Genomic DNA, 20,167 nt, shown 5'->3' on the forward strand with positions numbered 1-20,167 from the left:
GGAGACGATGATGATTGAATGGATTATCCGGCGGTCAGTCGCCAACCGTTTCCTGGTCATGATGGGGGCGCTCTTCCTCAGCATCTGGGGGACATGGACCATCATCAACACCCCGGTCGATGCCTTGCCCGATCTGTCTGACGTTCAGGTGATTATCAAAACCAGCTATCCCGGCCAGGCTCCGCAGATTGTTGAAAACCAGGTCACCTATCCACTCACCACCACCATGCTGTCGGTTCCCGGCGCAAAGACCGTGCGCGGTTTTTCGCAGTTTGGTGATTCGTATGTCTATGTCATTTTTGAAGACGGTACCGATTTGTACTGGGCCCGTTCGCGCGTGCTGGAGTATCTGAACCAGGTTCAGGGCAAACTGCCTGCCGGTGTGAGCTCAGAAATAGGCCCTGATGCTACGGGCGTGGGCTGGATATTTGAGTATGCGCTGGTGGATCGCAGCGGAAAACACGATCTCGCCGAGTTACGCTCGTTGCAGGACTGGTTCCTGAAATTTGAACTGAAAACGATCCCGAATGTGGCTGAAGTGGCCTCCGTCGGCGGCGTGGTGAAGCAGTATCAGATCCAGGTCAATCCGTTAAAACTGGCTCAGTACGACATTAGTCTGCCGGAGGTTAAGCAGGCCCTTGAGTCGTCTAACCAGGAGGCAGGGGGATCGTCAGTTGAAATGGCGGAAGCGGAGTATATGGTCCGGGCCAGCGGCTATCTGCAGACGATGGACGATTTCAATAACATCGTTCTGAAAACCGGCGAGAACGGGGTACCGATTTACCTTCGTGATGTTGCCCGCGTACAAACGGGGCCGGAAATGCGGCGCGGTATTGCCGAGCTGAACGGGCAGGGTGAAGTGGCGGACGGCGTGGTGATCCTGCGTTCGGGTAAAAACGCGCGCGAGGTCATTACGGCGGTGAAAGATAAGCTGGAGACGCTGAAGGCCAGCCTGCCGGAAGGTGTTGAGATTGTGACTACCTACGATCGCAGCCAGCTCATCGATCGGGCAATCGACAACCTGAGTTCCAAGCTGCTCGAAGAGTTTATCGTGGTGGCCATCGTCTGCGCCCTGTTCCTGTGGCACGTTCGCTCGGCGCTGGTGGCGATTATCTCTCTGCCGCTTGGCCTGTGTATTGCCTTTATCGTCATGCATTTCCAGGGACTGAACGCCAATATCATGTCGCTGGGAGGCATTGCCATTGCCGTCGGCGCGATGGTGGATGCCGCTATCGTGATGATTGAAAACGCGCACAAACGGCTTGAAGAGTGGGATCACCAGCATCCGGGAGAGCAGATTGATAACGCTACGCGCTGGAAGGTGATCACCAACGCCTCTGTCGAGGTTGGCCCCGCGCTGTTTATCAGCCTGCTGATCATCACCTTGTCCTTCATTCCTATCTTTACCCTTGAGGGTCAGGAAGGGCGGCTGTTTGGTCCGCTGGCCTTCACGAAAACGTACGCCATGGCGGGCGCGGCCGCGCTGGCCATCATCGTGATCCCCATCCTGATGGGATTCTGGATCCGGGGTAAAATCCCCGCAGAGACCAGTAACCCATTGAACAGGCTACTGATTAAAGCCTATCATCCGCTACTGATTCGTGTGCTCCACTGGCCTAAAACAACCCTGCTGGCTGCGGCCTTATCCATCTTCACGGTGATCTGGCCCCTGAGCCAGGTGGGCGGCGAGTTCCTGCCAAAGATAAATGAAGGTGACCTGCTGTATATGCCGTCAACATTGCCGGGCGTCTCTCCGGCTGAAGCTGCCGCGCTGTTACAGACCACGGACAAACTCATCAAAACCGTGCCTGAAGTGGCCTCGGTGTTTGGCAAAACCGGCAAGGCCGAAACGGCAACGGATTCCGCGCCGCTCGAAATGGTGGAAACCACCATTCAGCTCAAGCCTGAGGATCAGTGGCGGCCCGGCATGACGATTGACAAGATCGTTGATGAGCTAGACAAGACCGTTCGTTTGCCGGGCCTGGCGAACCTCTGGGTTCCGCCCATTCGTAACCGCATCGATATGCTTTCCACTGGGATCAAAAGCCCCATCGGTATCAAAGTGTCAGGTACCGTTCTGTCGGATATTGACGCCACGGCGCAGAGCATCGAGGCGGTAGCCAAAACGGTGCCGGGCGTGGTGTCTGCCCTGGCTGAACGTCTGGAGGGCGGGCGCTACATTGATGTCGATATCAACCGGGAAAAAGCCTCCCGCTACGGGATGACGGTGGGTGATGTGCAGCTCTTTGTCGCCTCGGCCATCGGCGGGGCGACGGTGGGTGAAACGGTGGAAGGCGTCGCCCGATACCCGATTAATATTCGCTATCCTCAGGACTACCGGAACAGCCCGAGCGCGTTGAAGCAGATGCCTCTCCTCACGCCGATGAAACAGCAGATCACGCTGGGCGATGTGGCGGATATCAACGTGGTTTCCGGCCCCACGATGCTAAAAACGGAGAATGCCCGACCTGCGAGCTGGATTTATATCGATGCCCGCGGCAGGGATATGGTGTCGGTGGTGAACGACATTAAAATGGCTATCAGTCAGAACGTAAAGCTGAGACCGGGTACCAGCGTCTCATTCTCCGGACAGTTTGAACTGCTCGAACACGCCAACAAGAAACTGAAGCTGATGGTGCCGATGACGGTGATGATCATCTTCATTCTGCTGTATCTGGCGTTCCGTCGCGTGGATGAAGCGTTGCTGATCCTGATGAGCTTGCCGTTCGCCCTGGTCGGAGGAATATGGTTCCTCTACTGGCAGGGCTTCCATATGTCTGTGGCAACCGGCACCGGTTTTATCGCTCTGGCCGGGGTAGCGGCAGAATTTGGGGTGGTCATGCTGATGTATTTGCGTCATGCCATTGAAGCGCACCCGGCGTTATCCCATCGGGAAACGTTCACCGAACAGGGGCTAGATGACGCTCTTTATCATGGCGCGGTGCTGCGCGTGCGGCCAAAGGCGATGACCGTCGCGGTGATTATTGCCGGTCTGCTGCCCATTCTGTGGGGTACCGGTGCCGGGTCAGAAGTCATGAGCCGGATAGCGGCGCCCATGATTGGCGGGATGATCACGGCTCCGCTGCTATCGCTGTTTATTATTCCTGCGGCGTATAAGTTAATTTGGTTGCGCAGGCATAAAAAGCCATAAAAAAACCGCCAGTGATGGCGGTTTTTTTTTACGGGATGAACGCTTAGCGCGCTGTTTTAGCACGCGTCTGGCTGAGAAGCTTGCGCCAGGCACGATTATGCAGAGTAAACAGCAGCATCTTATAGAAGGCGGTGGAAAGGATACAGCTGCCGCTAAGCAGTAGCATGACGGTACTCACTAGCGCCGCGGTCAGACTGACGCCCGGAGCAGCGCTACCGCTCAGCGCGACCAGCAGATAGGCTGCCGTTAATACCAGGCTTATCACCGCCAGCGTAAGGTGTAACCGCACGGCGCGCATGCTGCCTTTGCCAATCATAAACATCGTCACGCCGTTAAGGCCAGCGAACAGAAGGGCGATCAGGACAACCCAGACGAATACGTGTCCCGCTGGCTGGTCGAGTTCGGCGAGTACGCCATACCCCAGCCACAGCTGAGGAATAGCGAAACTGACAATCACCCCGAGAGTACTGATTGCCGCGGGAATCCCCATGGTGTGTAGGCCCACAGGTTTGCCCATTTCTTCAGCCAACTGAGTCTTTAGCTGTTGCAACTGTGTCGGGGAGGCATTGCTTATGCTGGTAGCCACCTCGTTACAGTGTTGCAGGTGACGGGATAAATTTCTAATTATTTGAATAATCAACGTTTTGTATCTCTCATTCCTTGAGTGCCGGAATAGGGTAGGGAATAAGCTCATAGAGTGACAGAAATGTCACTCGCCAGTCATGCGATAAACAGTAGCCGGTTTTTATAATTCATTATAAAGAAGGCCTCCAACTGTTGGGCGCTTTAACTTCGGAGATACCGTTATGAAAAAGACCCTTTTATCTGTTATTGCCCTCCTGGCGGTTTCTGCATCCAGCTGGGCGGCAGAGACAAACAGCAACAAACAGGCAGCACTGCCCCATAACATGATGCAAAGCAACACATCGGATTCGAGCCAGGGCATGGCGGAAATGCATAAGGAGATGATCAAAACCCGTCCATGCGGTACTAACGAAACAGCGACGTCGTTTTCTGCGATGAATGAACACGAGAAAGCGGCGATTGCACACGAGACGGCGAATAACGGCCAGTCTTCGGTCAGCCATCAGCAGCAGGCGCAACAACATCGTCGCCAGATGACAGAGAATTAATCCGCTGCGAAGCCTCTCGAGGCCGTAAACCCTCCATCGATCCTGCTGAAGTGTACCGTCTGCATGTGGTCGCGAAAATGGGCGGCACAGCAATTTGAAAACCCGCAGGTAACTTTGCGGGTTTTTTATTTCAGCCGAAAAAAGGCCTACAAATCAAAATTTAAAATATTTATACAATTAAGCTTTGATTAATAAATAAACTAACCATTAACAATTGCTTAATTGTTAATTTAAAACAAAAGCGATTTTTCTTTGCCTTTTTCTGGGGGAGGGGGTGTTTATTCTGATAATAATTAATCACTTGAGGTATTACTCTGGATTAAGATGAAAAAGCCATCATTGCTACTTTACTTATGTTATAAAGTGGCACATTACACCATGTAACCCATGGTGCAGTAAAATGAAATTCCGTATTATTAAAGTCAGTTGCGGGAAATGATTGTACCACTAATATTTAAGAACGTTCTGATTGCCAGTTATTGCACTGGCTAAAATATAAAATATATCACAAGCAGCTTCTGCCAGATTGAAGCTGGTGGTTTTTTTCTTTACAAATATGTATGGAAATAAATGGATTCCAGAAACCATTTCAAAATAGATGGGGCGAACTCCGAAAAGCCAAATGAGTAGGATGACTAATATCGAGGCAATATCATGTCGAATCAAGAGACTATTGTTGGTGGCTGGACGGCTTATCATACGTTGACTGAAAAAGATTGGCAGGTATTTAAAGAAGCCATGGCGGGATTTGTTGGTGTAACGTATGAGCCGCAGGCCGTCTCAACGCAGTTAGTGGCCGGGACAAATTATCGCTTCAAGTGCCTTGCTTCAATTCCGCCTGCTTTAGTGGTGTGGGAGTCTATTGTTGAAATCTTCCAGCCTTTGCAGGGGGCTCCGCATATTGTCGGAATCACCCGAATCTGAACTTTCAATCAATACTGTGTCAATGCGTGATTTAGGAAAATATTCCAGGCTTTGACGGTCTTTTCGTAAATAAGTGATTTTTATTAAGTTGATTTTTCTTTAATCCACTTATTGAAAGAAGTCGTGAGCTTAAAACGCGATTTCCTTGGTATGAAATGACCTGATTAGCCACGGTCAATATGTTTTATATTTAACTGAGTTCTAAGAGTTCACTCCGATCTTAGTAACGGAAAAGGTATTTAATAATGCTAAATCATATTCTACAGGCCGGCACTAATCCGTCGATTAACAGTAATAACATGAAAGCGAGTGCTGATGCCTCAACCACGGCAGCTGTGATTATTCAAAACTATGTCGGCACCATTTTAACACAGGCCGATCTCTCTCTGCCTGATATATTACCCGATCTACCGGAACATCAGGCAAAAGCCAGAGACCATGCCACATCCTGGCGCGATGTCATACAGCCGCAAATGATCTCAACCAATACGGATATTGTGAGCTTCTCTAACAATTTTGATTCCTATTATGACCCTTTGGTTAAGCTGGCGGTAAAAATACAGCAAAACCCTTCGGACACAGCATCAATTAATACTTTTAAACTGGGTGTTCAGCAACTTCAGGCGTTGGTCGCTCAAAAACAAACCGCTACGCATACCGTGGTTAATTCAGTGGGGGGGTTCCAGACCACGCTTGCCGAAGATGCCCGCAATTTCGCTAGTGATTTTTCGACGGCAGAGGCGGCATTAGCCGGTAAAGACGGGCAAATTGCCGCACTGGGGAAACAAATCGACGCTATTAATTCCGCCATGAGTAAAGACTTGACTATGATTGCAGCGGGTTCAACCGCCGCAGTAGTAGGGGGATTAATGATTGCCGTGGGGGCACTGGCGGAAATTGCGACCGCAGGTGTCAGTACCGCACTGATTGTCGGTGGATTGGTGGTCGTTGGAGCCGGTGCTGGTGTTGCCATTGCCGGGGGAGTTGACTATGCCAAGCAAACCAGCGCGCTCAGCACGGCCATTACGACCAGAACAAAACTACAACAACAGTATTCTGCCACCAAAAACGTGAATACGATTGTTCAGAACCTTTCAGGCCAGGCATCCGCTGCGGTTCAGGCCGCGGGTTCTTTACTGGCAGGTTGGCAGACGCTTGAACAGGACTTTATTGTCTTCCAGTCGGCGCTGACCAGCGCGACCCCCGATTTAGGTTATTTCCTGATCGCGCAACTCAATGCGGCGAAAGCGGACTGGGATGATGTTGGCAATCATGCCCGTAAACTCCTGGATTATGGTTCTTTACCGGTCAGCAACGCATCGGTTACCAGCGGTGGGATCCTGTTGCCTAACCCAACGGCGACGTTTGCACGGCTGGCTGCTGCATAGCGTTCATCAATCATCAATCAGGCCCGTGAGGGTCTGATTGTTTTAACAGACAAACCGGACGCATCGTTTCACGATGATGCCAATAAAAGACCCTTGTCTAAGGTTCAGAGTATGCCAGCATTAAAAGTCAGCTTTACTCAGGCATTAACGGCTCAACAAAATGTGCGTCAACAGATGAAGCTGGTCGTACAACAATTAGAACAGCTTCCGCCCATTAACGATCCGCAGATCCCCGACCTGAATGAAAATATTGTCTCCGTCCACAATCATGCGAATTATTATCTGTCTGACATTGTGGTGGAAATGGATTCGTTGTATTCCGAGGTTATCAGGTTTGGAGACGAGCTGGATTCTACGGTTTCTAACATCCGTTCTGAATTAAATGGTCCTGACGGACAGGGATATCTCACAAAAGCTCAGGGACAGATTAAGCAATTACTCTCCGACAGCGCGCCGCTATCCGCCTCTCTGAATAATTTCAATGAGGTTGTTATTTCCTTTAATAATGACATTACGACGGACTCAAGGAACTTGCTAGCCGATCAGCAAAGGGCGCAACAGTTATTAGCTGCCGATCGGGCAAGATTAGAAGCTCTTAACGCTCAGCTGAATGCGCTGAATGCTGAGCTTGAAAGTAAAAAGCGGATGGAAATTATCATCGGCATTTTTACTCTTGGGATTGGCGCCGCCATTATGGAATTAACAGGCTATGTGCAAAGCACAGAGCGGGCGATTGGTCAGGCGCAACAGGAAACGGAGAGGCTTTATCAGGAAATAGGACAGCTCGGCGCCACCAGTGATGCACTGAACGCATTGACCAAAGGAACCGCTATTTTGTGTGGCCTGACACAATCTCTTCAATATGGTTGGCAAACCGTGACGGCCGAGCTGTCGGAGGTCACCCAACAACAGGTGACTGCGGATTTTCTTATCGTCTCGGTTAATACCGTGCAGGCGAACTGGCAGGAAGTGATGCGCACCGTTGAGCAATTGCAGTAAGGCAAAAACCAATTAACGACTTTGAGGTTTTCATTATGATCATGCAAGCCATTGCAGCTGTGAAAAATGATACTGAATCATCATCAACCAATACCTTAATGACAGGTATTCAGGGCATTGGTGCTTCATCGATTGCTCAACAGACTTATGCGAGCACTGTATTATGTCAACCCAACATTCATTTAGATATTTTACCTGATCTTCCTGCACAGCAGGCTATTGCGCGCGATCAGGCGCAGGAATGGTTGTCCTCGATTAATCCGGCGGCCATCTCTTCTCTGGTGAATGTGCGTAATTTTTCGAATCAGGTGGGGGCTTATGTCGATGCACTTCTTCCGGCGGCACAAAAATATGACATGGGGGATAAAAGCCAGCTTCCTTATATCCAGCAGGGCATCCAGCAGCTGCTTTTTCTTGCTCAGAAAAATGTCACTTCCACGGGGGTGTTTGTCGATAACGTCCAGGTTTATGTGAATGGGATCAACAGCAGTCAGAGCACATTTAAAGCGGCTAAAGAAACCGTGCAGACGCAAATTACCGGTGATAAAGGGGAAATATCGGCACTTCGGCAGAAGCTAAACGATCTAAATAAACAGATGGATGCAGATATTGTGCAGATTTCGGCGGGAGCGGTGAGCGACATTATAGGGATCGGCATGATTGTCATTGCGGCCACAACAATTATCGAAACCGGTGGGGCAACGCAAACGCTTCTGGCTGCAGGTATTACCCTGGTCGCGGGCGGAACGCTGGCGATGACCATAAGCTCTGCCGATATCGTCAAAGCGCAAAAAGAGTACAGCACAACGTTGACCAATCTCGTCGGGCTTGAATTGGAAGTGGCTGTTTTTGACACGGTTTATAACCAGTTGACGGCCAGTGAAAGGCTTTCTCAGTCTGCCATTGATGCCGCTAAGCTGCTGGTCAACGGATGGCAGACCGTTGCTGATAGCTACCAGCAAACGCTGGCCGACCTGCAGCAGAGTTCAAAAGGGTATCTGGCACTGAGGCTGAGCGCGATGAAACGCCAGTGGCAACAGCTAGGCGATCAGGCGGGAAGCGTGATGCAGTTAGGGCCGCTGCCTTTTAATACTGTTCCCGCAAATGAACTGAAGTCGAGTGCATGACAGGCGAGGAGCTGCCCGGCAACCGCCGGGCAGAAAAGCTTTTTAGAACAGGTATAGCGTCAGCACCGTTGGTTGAAGGTGGGTGGTACAAAACAGCGTAAGTTAATAATCAACATGATTTAACATAATATACATTATGCGCACTTGTATGGAATCAGGGAAAATCTGGCGTTTTGCGGACATCGTTGGCCTGGCTTCTGAAAGCGTCTACGCCGGCTATCTCACAGCGCGTCCAGCGCATGCCGGCTTAACGGTACTGTTCTTCCCAGGTTTACTTACCGTTTTGCCCTGTTGATATAAGCCTGTAAACCCTCTGCAAGAAAATCAAACACCGTTTTACAGGCCTGGCTGTGGCGTAAATCTTCATGCATCACCAGCCAGGTGTCGAGATGAAATGCAAAGAAATCAGGCATTATCCTCTGTAACGGCGGAGAAAAATCGGCCAGATGCACCTGGCACATACCGATACCTGCTCCGGCACGTATGAGGTTTAATTGTGCAATATCGCTGTCGGTTCGCACGGTAAACAGCTCGCGGTTTAGCTGTGGGTACTGTTTAAGTGCTTGTAAAATAAAGGGCGTCATATTATCGAAACCCACAAGCGTATGGGTGAATAACGCATCAATACTTTCCGGTGCTCCATGTCGTGACACATAGGCTGGCGCGGCATGCAGACCTATTTCAATCCTGCCCATCCGACGAGCAATCAGTTGCTCCTGCACCGGTGTGGTCATGCGTACAGCAATATCCGCTTCCCGGTTCAGTAAATCCTGAACGCGGTTAGACAGAACCAGTTCAACGGTTATTTGCGGGTATGCCTCCTTTATTTGTGCAATCACTGGAGGCAGAACTTCAGTGCCGATGATTTCACTTGCGGCAACGCGCACCACGCCTCGTAATCCGGCTGCGCCGGAGCTGAAACTGGCAGCTGACCGCTCAATCATCATGGCCGTATTTTCCATCGCTTGCGCATGGCCCTTCAGCTCGACGGCTGCGTCCGTAGCCTGCAATCCTGTCTGTGAACGTGTAAATAAAACAAGGCCGAGGGCCGATTCCAGTGCTGCAATATGACGTCCGGCGGTTGGCTGGGTAATGGCAAGCCTGCGTGCGGCCCCTGACAGAGACCCTTCCCTCATCACGGCCAAAAATGTGCGATACCATTCCCACGGGATATTTAGCTTCATACAAAAATGCATACCTGCTGGCTTATATTATGCAATTACATTTAGCCCGTGCGGTCATTAAGATGTCAAGCAGATATCCAATAAGGGTCAGATGATGAAAAGCACAAATAAGGTACTAATACTGGGCGCAACGGGTGGGATCGGTGGCGAAATAGCCCGTAAATTGATCCGGGACGAATGGGATGTGCGTGCATTGCGCCGCTGCACTCCGCAAAATGCCGATCGCAACAATAGCATTTCGTGGATAAGCGGAGATGCGCTGAATGCTGAACAGGTTGAGGCGGCGGCGTCAGAATGCAGCGTGATTGTCCATGCCGTTAACCCGCCGGGTTATCGAAACTGGGAACAGCTCGTTTTGCCCATGCTGCATAACACCATCAGCGCAGCGGAGAAAAACGGTGCATTAATCGTTCTGCCGGGCACGATTTATAACTACGGTCCGGATGCTTTTCCCCTCTTACGCGAGGATTCCCCTCAGAATCCGGTTACCCGAAAAGGCGCCATACGCGTGCAAATGGAGCAGGAACTCGCAGCCTATGCACAGCGTGGCGGAAAGGTGCTGATTTTGCGGGCTGGAGACTTTTTTGGTCCCCATGCTGGCAACAACTGGTTTTCACAGGGACTGGTCAAACCGGGGCATCCACCGCGGGTCATTAAAAACCCCGGCAAAACCGGCGCAGGCCACCAGTGGGCTTATCTGCCGGATGTCGCCGAAACGCTCGCTGCACTGTTGGCGCGTCGGGATGAGCTCGAACCGTTTGCCAGTTTCCATATGCGCGGGCATTGGGATCCTGATGGGACAGCGATGACCGCCGCCATAAAGCTCGTCGTGGAGCGTGCCGGTATAAAGGCGAAGGTGAAGTCGTTTCCCTGGTGGCTTATCTCTGCGATGAGTCCCTTTAACGCTACGCTGCATGAAATGCGGGAGATGCGCTATCTTTGGGAGCAGACAATAGAGATGGATAATTCAAAACTGATTGCCTTTTTAGGTCACGAACCGCAGACCCCTCTTAATGAGGCCGTACATTCCACATTAGTTGGTTTGGGCTGTATTTAACATAACCTGCTGTTTAGAAAGAGTTGAAAGATGTCTGATATACTTAAGCTTTTGAAAAACGCAGCCCTAATCAAATGGAAATTGAATTAAATAAAAGTGTTAAAGAGAGAATCTTCCATGCTGTCATTTTTGAGGTGACGGCCAACGTTATTATCGCCCTGTCACTTGCCTGGCTGATGAATGTGTCTGTACTTCAGTCAGGCACGTTGTCCGTCATATCCGCACTTACCGCAACGGTCTGGAATTTTATTTTTAATAAGCTCTTTGATTCCCTGCAGAAAAAATACCAGTTTGAAAGAACATTTCTCATTCGTGCGATCCATGCGGTAGGTTTTGAAGCGGGACTCATCATAACCTTAATGCCTGTCGCGATGATTATGCTGAATCTTACAATGACTGAGGCATTTTTTGTTGAGATTGGTCTTGTACTGTTTTTCCTGCCATACACGATGCTGTTTAACTGGCTTTACGACTATCTGCGCTGGACGTTTGTTGGACGTAAACGGTCTGTTATGTAGCGAGATATCAGTCACATTGACACGCCTTTGATCATCTTCGACTCCACTCACCTCCTATACTCTTCATTTCTCTATCTCTTTTCAGGAGTCGATAATGTTTGATCATGTGAAATTCGGCGTCAGCGATTATGAAAAAAGTAAAACCTTCTTCCTCGAGGCGCTTCGCCCGCTTGGTGTAGAACTCATCGATGAAGGCACGCCGGAGTATGGTGTAGAAATGAGTTCCGGCGATGTTTCACTTTGCCTTTTCCATACAAATGACAAACCCGCGCCTCTGCATCTGGCGTTTGTGGCCAATACGCGCCAGCAGGTTGATGATTTTTACCATGCTGCACTGCGCGCCGGCGGACGTGATAACGGCGGGCCGGGGTTGAGGTCATACGGTGAAAATTACTATGCCGCGTTTGTCATCTCGCCTGATGGTCATAATATCGAGGCGGTGTGCCATGCGCCGCAGAGTCTGTAGCGTCAGATGTCATTAAATATCTGTCATGCGTCTATTTACACGATTATGCACGAAAGTGCTTCATTAAGCCACATTAATTCCGTAAGGTATGGCCTGTTAACGTGCAACATCATGCAATAACACTGACAGAGGTATTTATGACACAACAGTTGATTCTAATTGCCGGCCCCTACCGCAGCGGAACCGGCGGCGTTCAGGCGCGCATTGATGAGAATCTGGCGCGTCTCGAAAGCGCAGCATTAGCCGTTTACCAGCGTGGTCACATTCCGATCATAGGTGAATGGCTTGCTTTGCCGTTGGCAAAGGCCGCGGGCTCGAAAACCGTTGGTGATGAAATCAGCGAAGCGATGCTCTACCCCGTTGCTCACCGGCTCATAGCTAAATGCGATGCAATTTATCGTATCGCCGGTGCATCTAAAGGTGCCGATATGGACATTGAGGTCGCCAGAAAATACGGCCTCAGGGTTTATACCGCGCTTGAGGACATTCCTGAGGCTTAAGGAAAACCGACAGCCAGGCTATGCTCTCAGGCTGGCTGTCAGACGGTATCACAATCTGAGGTTAACACGACGGATACCCCCTTTTCTGATACTGCGCGGATCCAGTCCTTATCGGTATTGTCTTCCACGACGATGGTATTCACCGATGACACATCACCAATCACAAACGAAGACGCTGTGTTGATCTTTTCCGGAGAAGCCAGAACAACAGTCTCCGCGGCTCTGCCGGAAAATGCACGTTTGATGCACGCCTCTTCGAAATCACCGGTCGTTAATCCAGCTTCAGGATGGATCCCGGTCACGCCCATAAAGAACAGGTCTGCATGAATATTTTCGATGCCTTCGATGGCCGCAGCGCCGACCGCAACGATAGAGTGTTTATACAAGCGACCGCCGATCAGAATCACCTCAATGGACGGATGATCGACAAGCCCCAGGGCAATGCTCGGGCTGTGCGTCACCACAGTGATACGAAGCTCGAGAGGGAGAAACGTAATCAGCTCCGACGTTGTCGTGCCACCATCGACGATCACCACCTGGCCTGATGAAATCAGCTGCGCGCCTTTGCGGGCCACCCTTTTTTTCGCATCCATTTTCACGGATTGCCGTTCAGCAAACGGAGCAATCGCGGAAGATGCTGGAAGCGCGCCACCGTGAACCCGCTGCAAACGCCCTTCTGCCGCCAGCTCGCGCAGATCGCGCCGGATGGTGTCTTCAGAGACGTCAAAGAGAATGCTGAGCGCTTTTGACTGGACCTGACCTTCGGCACCGAGCTTTTCAAGGATCAATTGTTTTCGTTGACTGGTGAGCATCATGAATTCCTGACGTTGCATGTTTTATCTTGTAATTGCACGATAATGCTGTTTATGATAATTACTCTACGTAAGGAGGAACAAACGTGCAATCAAAACGTGCAGATGTGCGCATCATTAACAGTGAAACACTGTCAGATAACTGGTACGTCCTTAAAAAATATACCTTCGACCTGCAGCGACGTGATGGCGAATGGCAGCGGCAGCAGCGGGAAGTCTACGACCGTGGCAACGGCGCGACGATTTTGCTCTACAACCGTGATAAAAAGACGGTGATCCTGACTCGCCAGTTCCGCTTCCCCGTCTTTATCAACGGCCATGAGGACAATCTAATTGAAGCCGCTGCAGGGTTGCTGGACAACATGGATCCCGAGAGCCGCATCAAAGCAGAAGCGGAAGAAGAGACCGGATTTCACGTTTCACGCGTGCAGAAAATTTTCGAAGCCTATATGAGCCCGGGCTCCGTTACGGAAAAGCTCTATTTTTACCTTGCCGAGTACCAGCCGAGAGACAGAACCGGCGCTGGCGGTGGGATCAAGGCGGAAGGAGAAGATATCGACGTGCTGGAAATGACGCTTGAAGAGGCATTACGCGGCATTGAGACGGGTAAAATCGTCGACGGGAAAACCATCATGCTGCTTTATCATGTGGCCCTTAAAGGGATTCTGTAACCTACTGGTTTAAATCCTGATTTGAAGGTGCATGAGTTGGTGCGCTTGTCCGATACGCGGATGGAATGCGGGAAACCTCCTAAATTTTGCAGCCTACTATATTTAGTGAACGATTTCGAAATTCGATAAAATCATAAACATTTCCCTGAGTCATCTGCATTTACCATTCAAAAATGCCAAACGTTCACAAGGCTGCCTGCAGAGGTAGCCTGTCTTATCTGTTGACTGGATTAAAATGCGACTCGCTACAGATAACGAAGCATATTATACTTGCTCCTCCACTCGAACAGGAGGCAGCAACTCACGTGAAGGATACATATTACAACGACATAACGATCAATACGCTAATTCAGAGTGAGCTGGACGCGTTTTTTGAGGACTTCAGAGGGATCGTCTTTGCCTACGCTATTATGAACAAGAAAGATCCTTCACAGATGAGGATACTCAATAACAGTCCTGAGTGGTTTAATATCTACCTTGAAAGAAAATATCAGTTCATTGACCCTGTCATTATTCGGGCTTTGCGCTGTGTTGAAGACTTTTTCTGGGAAAGCGATGTCGTCCTGTCGGATGGTTATAACCTGACACGCATTTTCGACGAAAGCGTTCAGTATGATATATACCAGGGGCAGACTTTTCCTCTGCATGACTATCTGAATAATCTTGTTGTCTTATCCGTCATCAGTCCTAAGCATTCTGGTATTGACATAGAGAAATATCGGCCGCAATTTCTACGCTTCCTTGTTCAGTTACATCAGAAGACACTCAATCTGTATAGTCAGCATCAGCAGAAAAAGAATGTGTTCTTGTCGCCACGTGAGCGACAAATCCTCAAATGGGTCAGCGCCGGAAAAACCTATGCAGAAATTTCTGTTATTTTATCTATTGCTGAACGCACCGTTAAATTCCATATGGGCAATATAATGAAAAAACTCGGTGTGAATAATGCCAGACATGCAATAAAGCTTGGAACAGAACTCCGGTTACTGGACGACTGACCCTCAGACACTGGTTATAGATAGCGTAAATGCCCGAGCATTTCGCGAAGCCAGTGGCTGGATTTGTCTTTACTAATAATATCTTCAATAATGCGGGTGCTGGCAGGCATATAAATATAGTAAATAACCTCCCCTTTTTCAGAAACACCGCGCTGAATAACTTCAACTTTCCAGTTCGCATGCCGAAATATGGCATACATACCGCGACTGGCTACTGCGTACATTCCGTGATATTTATTCTTAATGCAATAAATATTCATTGCAAGAAACAATGCTTTACTGGCGGGCACGCCCTGCAAACTTGCAGAGTCTCGTGTTTCTTTATCTAAAAATAAACGACTCACTTCACAGCAGGGAACATCGGCTGGAAAAACAATGGGATTATCGAAATAATTATGAAAGATTTCGCTTATCATTGTCGGCTGCGTTGAGTTAATAAATCGCGCGCCGCATAACAGCTGTCCATCATACATACCCAGTAAGTATGTCGTGTTATGGGAATCAAATTGATCCTTTTCCATCCCTTTGACGCATTCCACTTTCCAGTCGAGTCGGTCCCGAAAGGTTTTTCTTCTGAGTCGGTAGAGTTCGTGCGCTAGTGCTGGGGGTAAATCATCGTAGTCGTGTAAAAAAAATTCAATGACAGAAATCATGCTCTTGTTCCTGATAATAACACCTGAAACTATCATCACCTGTCTTTTAGGACAGCTTTCATTGTGCCGCATATTCCCTATACTTAAAAAGTACCTGACCACGAAGTTCTCGCAAAACTAAGCGGTCAGGAGGTCAAAGACCTACGAAACACCAGGGATATACCCATCGATGATTATCTAATATTTAAAGTTTCGGGTACAGAGCATAAGAAGCACTTTGCCGATAAAATAATAAAAAACAATAATCATAAAGTAATTACAATAAAAACATTGCCCCTTAATCTTTTAAGGGGTAATATTTCCGATTGCTTATTTTTCCCGCCCTCCCCTTCATTTTACAGACTCAGCTGACGTCATCTGCCCAAAACCCTGGCCGGTACCGCTTTGCAGGTATCTGCCTGTGCTATTCTTGCAGAATCATGCAAAACGGAGAATTGATGATGGCCGACTGGAACCCTTCTCTTTACCTGCAATTTGGCGCAGAAAGAACGCGTCCAGCCGCCGAGTTGCTCGCCAGAATTCCTCTTGATGAAGCCGCTACTATCGCTGATTTGGGCTGTGGGCCAGGTAACAGCACGGCGCTGTTAAAGCATCGCTGGCCTTCTGCTCACATCACCGGCGTCGATAACTCCCCTGCCATGCTCGGGGAAGCACGCGCCGCCTTACCTGACTGCCACTTTGTTGAGGCCGATATCCGTCAGTACAAGCCTGGCCAGCCGCTGAGCCTGATTTATGCTAACGCGTCGCTGCAATGGGTTCCGGACCATTACGATCTCCTGCCTCATCTTGTCTCCCTGCTTAAGTTAAATGGCGTGCTGGCGATCCAGATGCCTGATAACTGGCTGGAACCCACCCATGTGGCGATGCGTGAAGTGGCGCTGGAGCAAGACTACCCGGACCGTGGCCGCGAACCTCTGCCGGGTATACATGCTTATTACGATATTCTGTCGGAGGCAGGCTGTGACGTGGATATCTGGCGGACAACCTATTATCACAAAATGAGCTCTCATCAGGCCATTATTGACTGGGTAAGCGCCACCGGCCTGCGCCCCTGGCTCCAGGAACTGAACGAGAGCGAGCAGAAACGTTTCCTGAAACGCTACCATGAACTGCTGGAAGAGCAGTATCCGCTCCAGGAAAACGGGCAGATACTGCTGGCTTTTCCTCGGTTGTTTATCGTGGCTCAACGCCAGCCCTGATCCGATTATAGGCGGGCTTCTTTGAGCAACTGCTGGATAACCTTTTCCTGCTGCGCATAATCACCCTCGCCAAAGGCGGTATAGCGCAGCTGCCCTTTGGCATCAAAGTAATAATGCGCTGGCCAGTACTGGTTGCCGAACGCATTCCAGATTTGATAGTTGTTATCCGTCACAACCCGATACGGCAACTGCCATTTCGTTACTGCCTTTTGTACCGACGAAAGCGGTTTTTCCCAGGGGTATTCTGGGGTGTGAACCCCAATCACCACCAGGCCCTGCGATTGGTACTTAGTGGCCCAGTCTCGCACATGCGGGAGCGTGTGCTGGCAGTTAATGCAATCCCACGTCCAGAAATCAATCAACACCACCTTCCCTCGCAAGGATTCAGACGTGACAGGGTCACCGTTAATCCATCCTGTTCCACCGTTTAACGAAGGCAGCTGGCTGCTGGGCTCAGCGATCGCCACCGGCTGGAGCTTCACCGGCGCGGTTGTGGGTTTTGCCAGATTTAAGAGCGCGGTCTCAAGACGGTCTGCGACGCCGTTAGCCCCTTTCAGCAGCGAGGTCATCCCCGTCGCGTTCAGGACAACTGCCGCTAACATTGCAACTCCTGCCCCCTGCCGGAGCTTCGCCATCAGCGCAGACTTTGCCCTTAACGGTGTCATCAGCGTGCGGCTGCCGATAACGAGCAGGCCCAGCATTAGCGCGCATCCGCTGCCATAGGCAGCGAGCAGTGCGCCCGTGGCGATGGCCGAGTGGCCCGCGATATTAATGCTGAAAATAGCGCCCAGGATGGGGCCCGCGCAGGGAGACCAGAGTAGCCCGACCGCAAGCCCGGCCAGAAAAGCCGATGCCATTCCGCGCGTTTGCCCGCTTCGGGTGTTGAGAACATTTCCTGCGCTGACGGCCGGTCCCGCGATACGCTGGGCGAAAGACGGAAAAATTAAGGCCAGCGCGGCTATGGCCAGAATGACGAGCGCGATCCAGCGCCCAACAATGGTTGCCGCTGTTATCCACTCGCTGGCGACGGTGATGACCATCGCCACCAGGGTGAACATCACGACCATCCCGGCGAGCAGGGCCAGAATATGTCGTCGTTGCCCCTGGAAACCGGCGAACAGGAGTGGAATAACCGGGAGCGTACATGGGCTTAGCAGGCTTATCATCCCGCCCAGAAAAGCGATTACCAGAAACATAATGACCTCACATTACATGTCCTGCGACACTGCAGTGAGGCTATTTCATCGTCCTGATGTGTTCAGGATATGTGTAAACGCGCGGTTTTTGTCTGGCTCTGTATCATCCGGGCCAGGAGATACAAAGCCGTACAATTAACGACGCGGTAGCGTAATGGAGACGTCCAGTCCGCCACCGGCTCGGTTCGCCAGTTTGAGCTTTCCTTCCAGCTGTGCGGTCAGCTGCGCGGCAATCGCCAGGCCGAGTCCTGTCCCGCCGGTATCGCGGTTACGCGAGGTTTCAACACGATAAAACGGCTGCAGAACCGCCTCCAGCTCGGCTTCGGGTATTCCCGGTCCGTCGTCCACAATGTGAATCACCACCTCTTTGGCAGACGAATCATCAATGGCAATGACGGCACAGTCGCCGAACTTCAGGGCATTATCCAGCAGATTAGTCATTACTCTACGAAGCGCCTGCGGACGCGTGACGATCGGCAAACGGACTTCGTTTGCCTGAAACTGCACGTTTTTACCAATGTCCTGATAATCGCTGGCGATGCTGTTGACCCAGGCGTTCAATTCTAGCTTCAGCGACGTCTCTTCCAGTGATTCTGATGACCGGGCATACGCAATGCCCTCCCGCACCAGACGCGACATGTTATCAAGGTCGTTTAAGAGCTTGTCCCGCAGTTCAGGCTGCTCCGTCATTTCTACACGAAGCTTCATGCGGGTAATGGGCGTCTGGAGATCGTGAGAAATAGAGGCCAGGATCTGTGCGCGTTCCCTGAGATAAGACTGAATGCGCGCCTGCATGGCATTGAAGGCATGGGCTGCGCGCTGCAGCTCCAGCGGCCCTTTCTCCTTCATTGGCGTGCTGGCCGCCGGATCAAGTGAATCCACCGCGCGGGTAAATTGTGAAAAAGGCCGAACCACCTGCCGCACGGCGATCCAGGAGCAGGCCGCCAGGAGCAGCAGCTGCAGGATGAGCACACCGGGTAACCAGCTGGCGACGGGGGGCATGCGCGGGATGAGGTCAATGGTCAGCGGCGAGCCATCGCGTAACGTGAGATGCGCCTGGATATGTGAAATGGCGCCGGGAACGGCGGTGAAGCTGACAGGATATTGTGCCGCGAGCGTCGCTTTTAAGGTTCGGATAGCATCCTGCGAACGCTTATCCGTCGGCGCTGCGCCGGGTTCCCCTGTGCCCAGAATATAGCGATAGTTACCCCGTTCAAGCCGCGGCAGCCAGGCGGCGCGTTCGCTGGCCGGTAAGCGGTCTAAAATGGCGACGCTGGTTGCGACGTCGTTTTCCAGATTACCGAGCATCACCGTGCGGGCGCTGTGCATGCGTTCAATCATGACCAGCGTCAGGCTCAGGGCGTTAGCCAGCAGCAAACCGGGCAGCACGACGATCAGCAAACGAGCCAGCAGCGAGCGTGGCCAGAGCGTCATTCGTTAACCTCTTTGATGGTCACCGGCATCGTAAAGACGTAGCCTTCGCTGCGCACGGTTTTGATATAGGCGGGCGTGCGGGCATCTTCATTGAGACGCTGGCGAACCCGGCTCACCAGCAGGTCGACAGAACGCTCAAACAGCTCGGCGTCTCGCCCCTGCGTCAGGTTAAGCAGCTGATCGCGGGTCAGTACCCTCTGAGGATGGTCAAGGAAAACGCGCAGCAGACGATACTCCGCCCCGCTGAGCGCCACAATCACCCCTTCCGGGTCGATTAAGTGGCGAGCGACGGTATCGAGCTGCCATTCACCGAACATCACCAGCCGCCCTGCTTCTGTCACCTGTAGATTGGGCGGCATCGTGCGAAAACGCCGTAAAATCGCTTTAATGCGTGCCAGAAGCTCACGCGCGACAAACGGCTTCACCACGTAGTCATCCGCACCCATCTCCAGACCCAGGATCCTGTCCGTCTCCTCATTGCGGGCCGTCAGCATCAGGATGGGCAGATCTTTATGTTTGCCGCTGCGTAGCTGCCGGCATAGCGTGAGACCGTCATCGCCGGGCATCATGACGTCCAGCACCACCAGGTCGATATGCTGTTTATCCAGTACGCTGCGCATCTCTTTGCCGTTGGCCGCGCCCGTCGCGCGATAGCCAGACTTACCGAGATAATCGACAATCAGTTCACGAATATCCCTGTCGTCATCGACGACAAGGATGTGGTCAATATGTTCCACCGAACTCTCCAGACCGAAGG

The 20,167-nt window shown here is 51.1% G+C and carries 20 protein-coding genes and 1 pseudogene; 14 read left to right on the forward strand and 7 right to left on the reverse strand.

The window, feature by feature from the left end; all coding sequences use genetic code 11:
• The first annotated feature begins 10 nt into the window (after positions 1 to 10).
• Positions 11 to 3,151, forward strand: coding sequence for a Cu(+)/Ag(+) efflux RND transporter permease subunit SilA (gene silA / locus BM007_RS01430; RefSeq protein ID WP_090416920.1), 3,141 nt, complete (start codon positions 11 to 13; stop codon positions 3,149 to 3,151).
• 43 nt (positions 3,152 to 3,194) lie between these two features.
• Here silA and BM007_RS01435 read toward each other — a convergent pair whose 3' ends face one another.
• A complete protein-coding gene (locus BM007_RS01435) occupies positions 3,195 to 3,656 on the reverse strand; it encodes a hypothetical protein (protein WP_228117521.1) in 462 nt (153 codons plus the stop codon).
• A 301-nt stretch (positions 3,657 to 3,957) separates the two neighbouring features.
• Between BM007_RS01435 and BM007_RS01440 the strand changes: the two genes are divergently transcribed.
• The 6 genes and pseudogenes from BM007_RS01440 (at position 3,958) to BM007_RS01460 (ending at position 8,722) form a co-directional block, all read left to right on the forward strand.
• Positions 3,958 to 4,284, forward strand: a complete 327-nt coding sequence (locus tag BM007_RS01440; RefSeq protein WP_090416922.1) for a Silver-binding protein — start codon at positions 3,958 to 3,960, stop codon at positions 4,282 to 4,284.
• Positions 4,285 to 4,301: 17 nt separating this feature from the next.
• Positions 4,302 to 4,379: pseudogene (locus BM007_RS22915) on the forward strand (recombinase family protein); the annotation flags it as partial.
• Between the two features lie 559 nt (positions 4,380 to 4,938).
• Entirely contained in the window at positions 4,939 to 5,208 is a 270-nt protein-coding gene (locus BM007_RS01445; RefSeq protein WP_024908520.1) for a hypothetical protein, read from the forward strand.
• 245 nt (positions 5,209 to 5,453) lie between these two features.
• Positions 5,454 to 6,596: an HBL/NHE enterotoxin family protein gene (locus BM007_RS01450; protein WP_048991623.1), complete on the forward strand. Its 1,143-nt coding sequence runs from the start codon at positions 5,454 to 5,456 to the stop codon at positions 6,594 to 6,596.
• A gap of 111 nt (positions 6,597 to 6,707) precedes the next feature.
• On the forward strand, positions 6,708 to 7,595 hold the full coding sequence (locus tag BM007_RS01455; RefSeq protein ID WP_090416924.1) for an HBL/NHE enterotoxin family protein: 888 nt from the start codon (positions 6,708 to 6,710) through the stop codon (positions 7,593 to 7,595).
• A gap of 35 nt (positions 7,596 to 7,630) precedes the next feature.
• Complete coding sequence (locus tag BM007_RS01460; RefSeq protein ID WP_048991625.1) at positions 7,631 to 8,722, forward strand: HBL/NHE enterotoxin family protein; 1,092 nt, start codon at positions 7,631 to 7,633, stop codon at positions 8,720 to 8,722.
• 275 nt (positions 8,723 to 8,997) lie between these two features.
• On the opposite strand, the gene BM007_RS01465 is transcribed toward BM007_RS01460, so the two are convergent.
• On the reverse strand, positions 8,998 to 9,906 hold the full coding sequence (locus BM007_RS01465; protein WP_090416927.1) for a LysR family transcriptional regulator: 909 nt from the start codon (positions 9,904 to 9,906) through the stop codon (positions 8,998 to 9,000).
• Between the two features lie 94 nt (positions 9,907 to 10,000).
• Here BM007_RS01465 and BM007_RS01470 point away from each other — a divergent pair, with 94 nt between their 5' ends.
• From BM007_RS01470 to BM007_RS01485, 4 genes are all read left to right on the forward strand, one after another.
• Positions 10,001 to 10,963: an NAD-dependent epimerase/dehydratase family protein gene (locus BM007_RS01470; RefSeq protein ID WP_090416929.1), complete on the forward strand. Its 963-nt coding sequence runs from the start codon at positions 10,001 to 10,003 to the stop codon at positions 10,961 to 10,963.
• A gap of 74 nt (positions 10,964 to 11,037) precedes the next feature.
• Entirely contained in the window at positions 11,038 to 11,481 is a 444-nt protein-coding gene (locus tag BM007_RS01475) for a PACE efflux transporter (protein WP_024908486.1), read from the forward strand.
• 94 nt (positions 11,482 to 11,575) lie between these two features.
• On the forward strand, positions 11,576 to 11,947 hold the full coding sequence (locus tag BM007_RS01480) for a VOC family protein (RefSeq protein ID WP_024908485.1): 372 nt from the start codon (positions 11,576 to 11,578) through the stop codon (positions 11,945 to 11,947).
• A gap of 137 nt (positions 11,948 to 12,084) precedes the next feature.
• On the forward strand, positions 12,085 to 12,447 hold the full coding sequence (locus BM007_RS01485) for a TIR domain-containing protein (protein ID WP_090416931.1): 363 nt from the start codon (positions 12,085 to 12,087) through the stop codon (positions 12,445 to 12,447).
• A gap of 38 nt (positions 12,448 to 12,485) precedes the next feature.
• On the opposite strand, the gene BM007_RS01490 is transcribed toward BM007_RS01485, so the two are convergent.
• The gene (locus tag BM007_RS01490; RefSeq protein WP_090416933.1) at positions 12,486 to 13,259 is read right to left on the reverse strand and encodes a DeoR/GlpR family DNA-binding transcription regulator; all 774 of its coding nucleotides are present in this window, start codon (positions 13,257 to 13,259) and stop codon (positions 12,486 to 12,488) included.
• Positions 13,260 to 13,345: 86 nt separating this feature from the next.
• Here BM007_RS01490 and BM007_RS01495 point away from each other — a divergent pair, with 86 nt between their 5' ends.
• Both BM007_RS01495 and BM007_RS01500 read left to right on the forward strand, forming a co-directional pair.
• A complete protein-coding gene (locus BM007_RS01495; RefSeq protein ID WP_024908482.1) occupies positions 13,346 to 13,930 on the forward strand; it encodes an NUDIX hydrolase in 585 nt (194 codons plus the stop codon).
• A gap of 305 nt (positions 13,931 to 14,235) precedes the next feature.
• Positions 14,236 to 14,928 (forward strand): helix-turn-helix transcriptional regulator, encoded by a 693-nt coding sequence (locus BM007_RS01500; RefSeq protein WP_090416934.1) that lies wholly within the window; start codon positions 14,236 to 14,238, stop codon positions 14,926 to 14,928.
• A 14-nt stretch (positions 14,929 to 14,942) separates the two neighbouring features.
• On the opposite strand, the gene BM007_RS01505 is transcribed toward BM007_RS01500, so the two are convergent.
• Complete coding sequence (locus BM007_RS01505; RefSeq protein WP_090416936.1) at positions 14,943 to 15,581, reverse strand: acyl-homoserine-lactone synthase; 639 nt, start codon at positions 15,579 to 15,581, stop codon at positions 14,943 to 14,945.
• Between the two features lie 440 nt (positions 15,582 to 16,021).
• Between BM007_RS01505 and tam the strand changes: the two genes are divergently transcribed.
• Entirely contained in the window at positions 16,022 to 16,780 is a 759-nt protein-coding gene (tam, locus tag BM007_RS01510; RefSeq protein WP_090418179.1) for a trans-aconitate 2-methyltransferase, read from the forward strand.
• A gap of 5 nt (positions 16,781 to 16,785) precedes the next feature.
• Here tam and BM007_RS01515 read toward each other — a convergent pair whose 3' ends face one another.
• The 3 genes from BM007_RS01515 to BM007_RS01525 form a co-directional block, all read right to left on the reverse strand.
• Entirely contained in the window at positions 16,786 to 17,976 is a 1,191-nt protein-coding gene (locus tag BM007_RS01515; RefSeq protein ID WP_090416938.1) for a cytochrome c biogenesis protein/redoxin, read from the reverse strand.
• A 135-nt stretch (positions 17,977 to 18,111) separates the two neighbouring features.
• On the reverse strand, positions 18,112 to 19,410 hold the full coding sequence (locus BM007_RS01520) for an ATP-binding protein (protein WP_090416940.1): 1,299 nt from the start codon (positions 19,408 to 19,410) through the stop codon (positions 18,112 to 18,114).
• Positions 19,407 to 20,147 carry a response regulator gene (locus tag BM007_RS01525; protein ID WP_032647230.1) on the reverse strand — a complete coding sequence of 247 codons (741 nt, stop codon included), beginning with the start codon at positions 20,145 to 20,147 and terminating at the stop codon, positions 19,407 to 19,409. The genes BM007_RS01520 and BM007_RS01525 overlap by 4 nt, the downstream gene beginning before the upstream one ends.
• Between the last annotated feature and the right edge of the window lie 20 nt (positions 20,148 to 20,167).

It is taken from the genome of Enterobacter sp. NFIX59, assembly GCF_900113755.1.
GTDB classification, from domain to species: domain Bacteria; phylum Pseudomonadota; class Gammaproteobacteria; order Enterobacterales; family Enterobacteriaceae; genus Enterobacter; species Enterobacter pseudoroggenkampii.

Excerpts from the sequence above, each read along its gene's own strand:
- silA (WP_090416920.1), top strand. The coding sequence starts at position 11 with ATGATTGAATGGATTATCCGGCGGTCAGTCGCCAACCGTTTCCTGGTC.
- BM007_RS01440 (WP_090416922.1), top strand. The coding sequence starts at position 3,958 with ATGAAAAAGACCCTTTTATCTGTTATTGCCCTCCTGGCGGTTTCTGCA.
- BM007_RS01445 (WP_024908520.1), top strand. The coding sequence starts at position 4,939 with ATGTCGAATCAAGAGACTATTGTTGGTGGCTGGACGGCTTATCATACG.
- BM007_RS01450 (WP_048991623.1), top strand. The coding sequence starts at position 5,454 with ATGCTAAATCATATTCTACAGGCCGGCACTAATCCGTCGATTAACAGT.
- BM007_RS01455 (WP_090416924.1), top strand. The coding sequence starts at position 6,708 with ATGCCAGCATTAAAAGTCAGCTTTACTCAGGCATTAACGGCTCAACAA.
- BM007_RS01460 (WP_048991625.1), top strand. The coding sequence starts at position 7,631 with ATGATCATGCAAGCCATTGCAGCTGTGAAAAATGATACTGAATCATCA.
- BM007_RS01465 (WP_090416927.1), bottom strand. The coding sequence starts at position 9,906 with ATGAAGCTAAATATCCCGTGGGAATGGTATCGCACATTTTTGGCCGTG.
- BM007_RS01470 (WP_090416929.1), top strand. The coding sequence starts at position 10,001 with ATGAAAAGCACAAATAAGGTACTAATACTGGGCGCAACGGGTGGGATC.
- BM007_RS01475 (WP_024908486.1), top strand. The coding sequence starts at position 11,038 with ATGGAAATTGAATTAAATAAAAGTGTTAAAGAGAGAATCTTCCATGCT.
- BM007_RS01480 (WP_024908485.1), top strand. The coding sequence starts at position 11,576 with ATGTTTGATCATGTGAAATTCGGCGTCAGCGATTATGAAAAAAGTAAA.
- BM007_RS01485 (WP_090416931.1), top strand. The coding sequence starts at position 12,085 with ATGACACAACAGTTGATTCTAATTGCCGGCCCCTACCGCAGCGGAACC.
- BM007_RS01490 (WP_090416933.1), bottom strand. The coding sequence starts at position 13,259 with ATGCTCACCAGTCAACGAAAACAATTGATCCTTGAAAAGCTCGGTGCC.
- BM007_RS01505 (WP_090416936.1), bottom strand. The coding sequence starts at position 15,581 with ATGATTTCTGTCATTGAATTTTTTTTACACGACTACGATGATTTACCC.
- tam (WP_090418179.1), top strand. The coding sequence starts at position 16,022 with ATGGCCGACTGGAACCCTTCTCTTTACCTGCAATTTGGCGCAGAAAGA.
- BM007_RS01515 (WP_090416938.1), bottom strand. The coding sequence starts at position 17,976 with ATGTTTCTGGTAATCGCTTTTCTGGGCGGGATGATAAGCCTGCTAAGC.
- BM007_RS01520 (WP_090416940.1), bottom strand. The coding sequence starts at position 19,410 with ATGACGCTCTGGCCACGCTCGCTGCTGGCTCGTTTGCTGATCGTCGTG.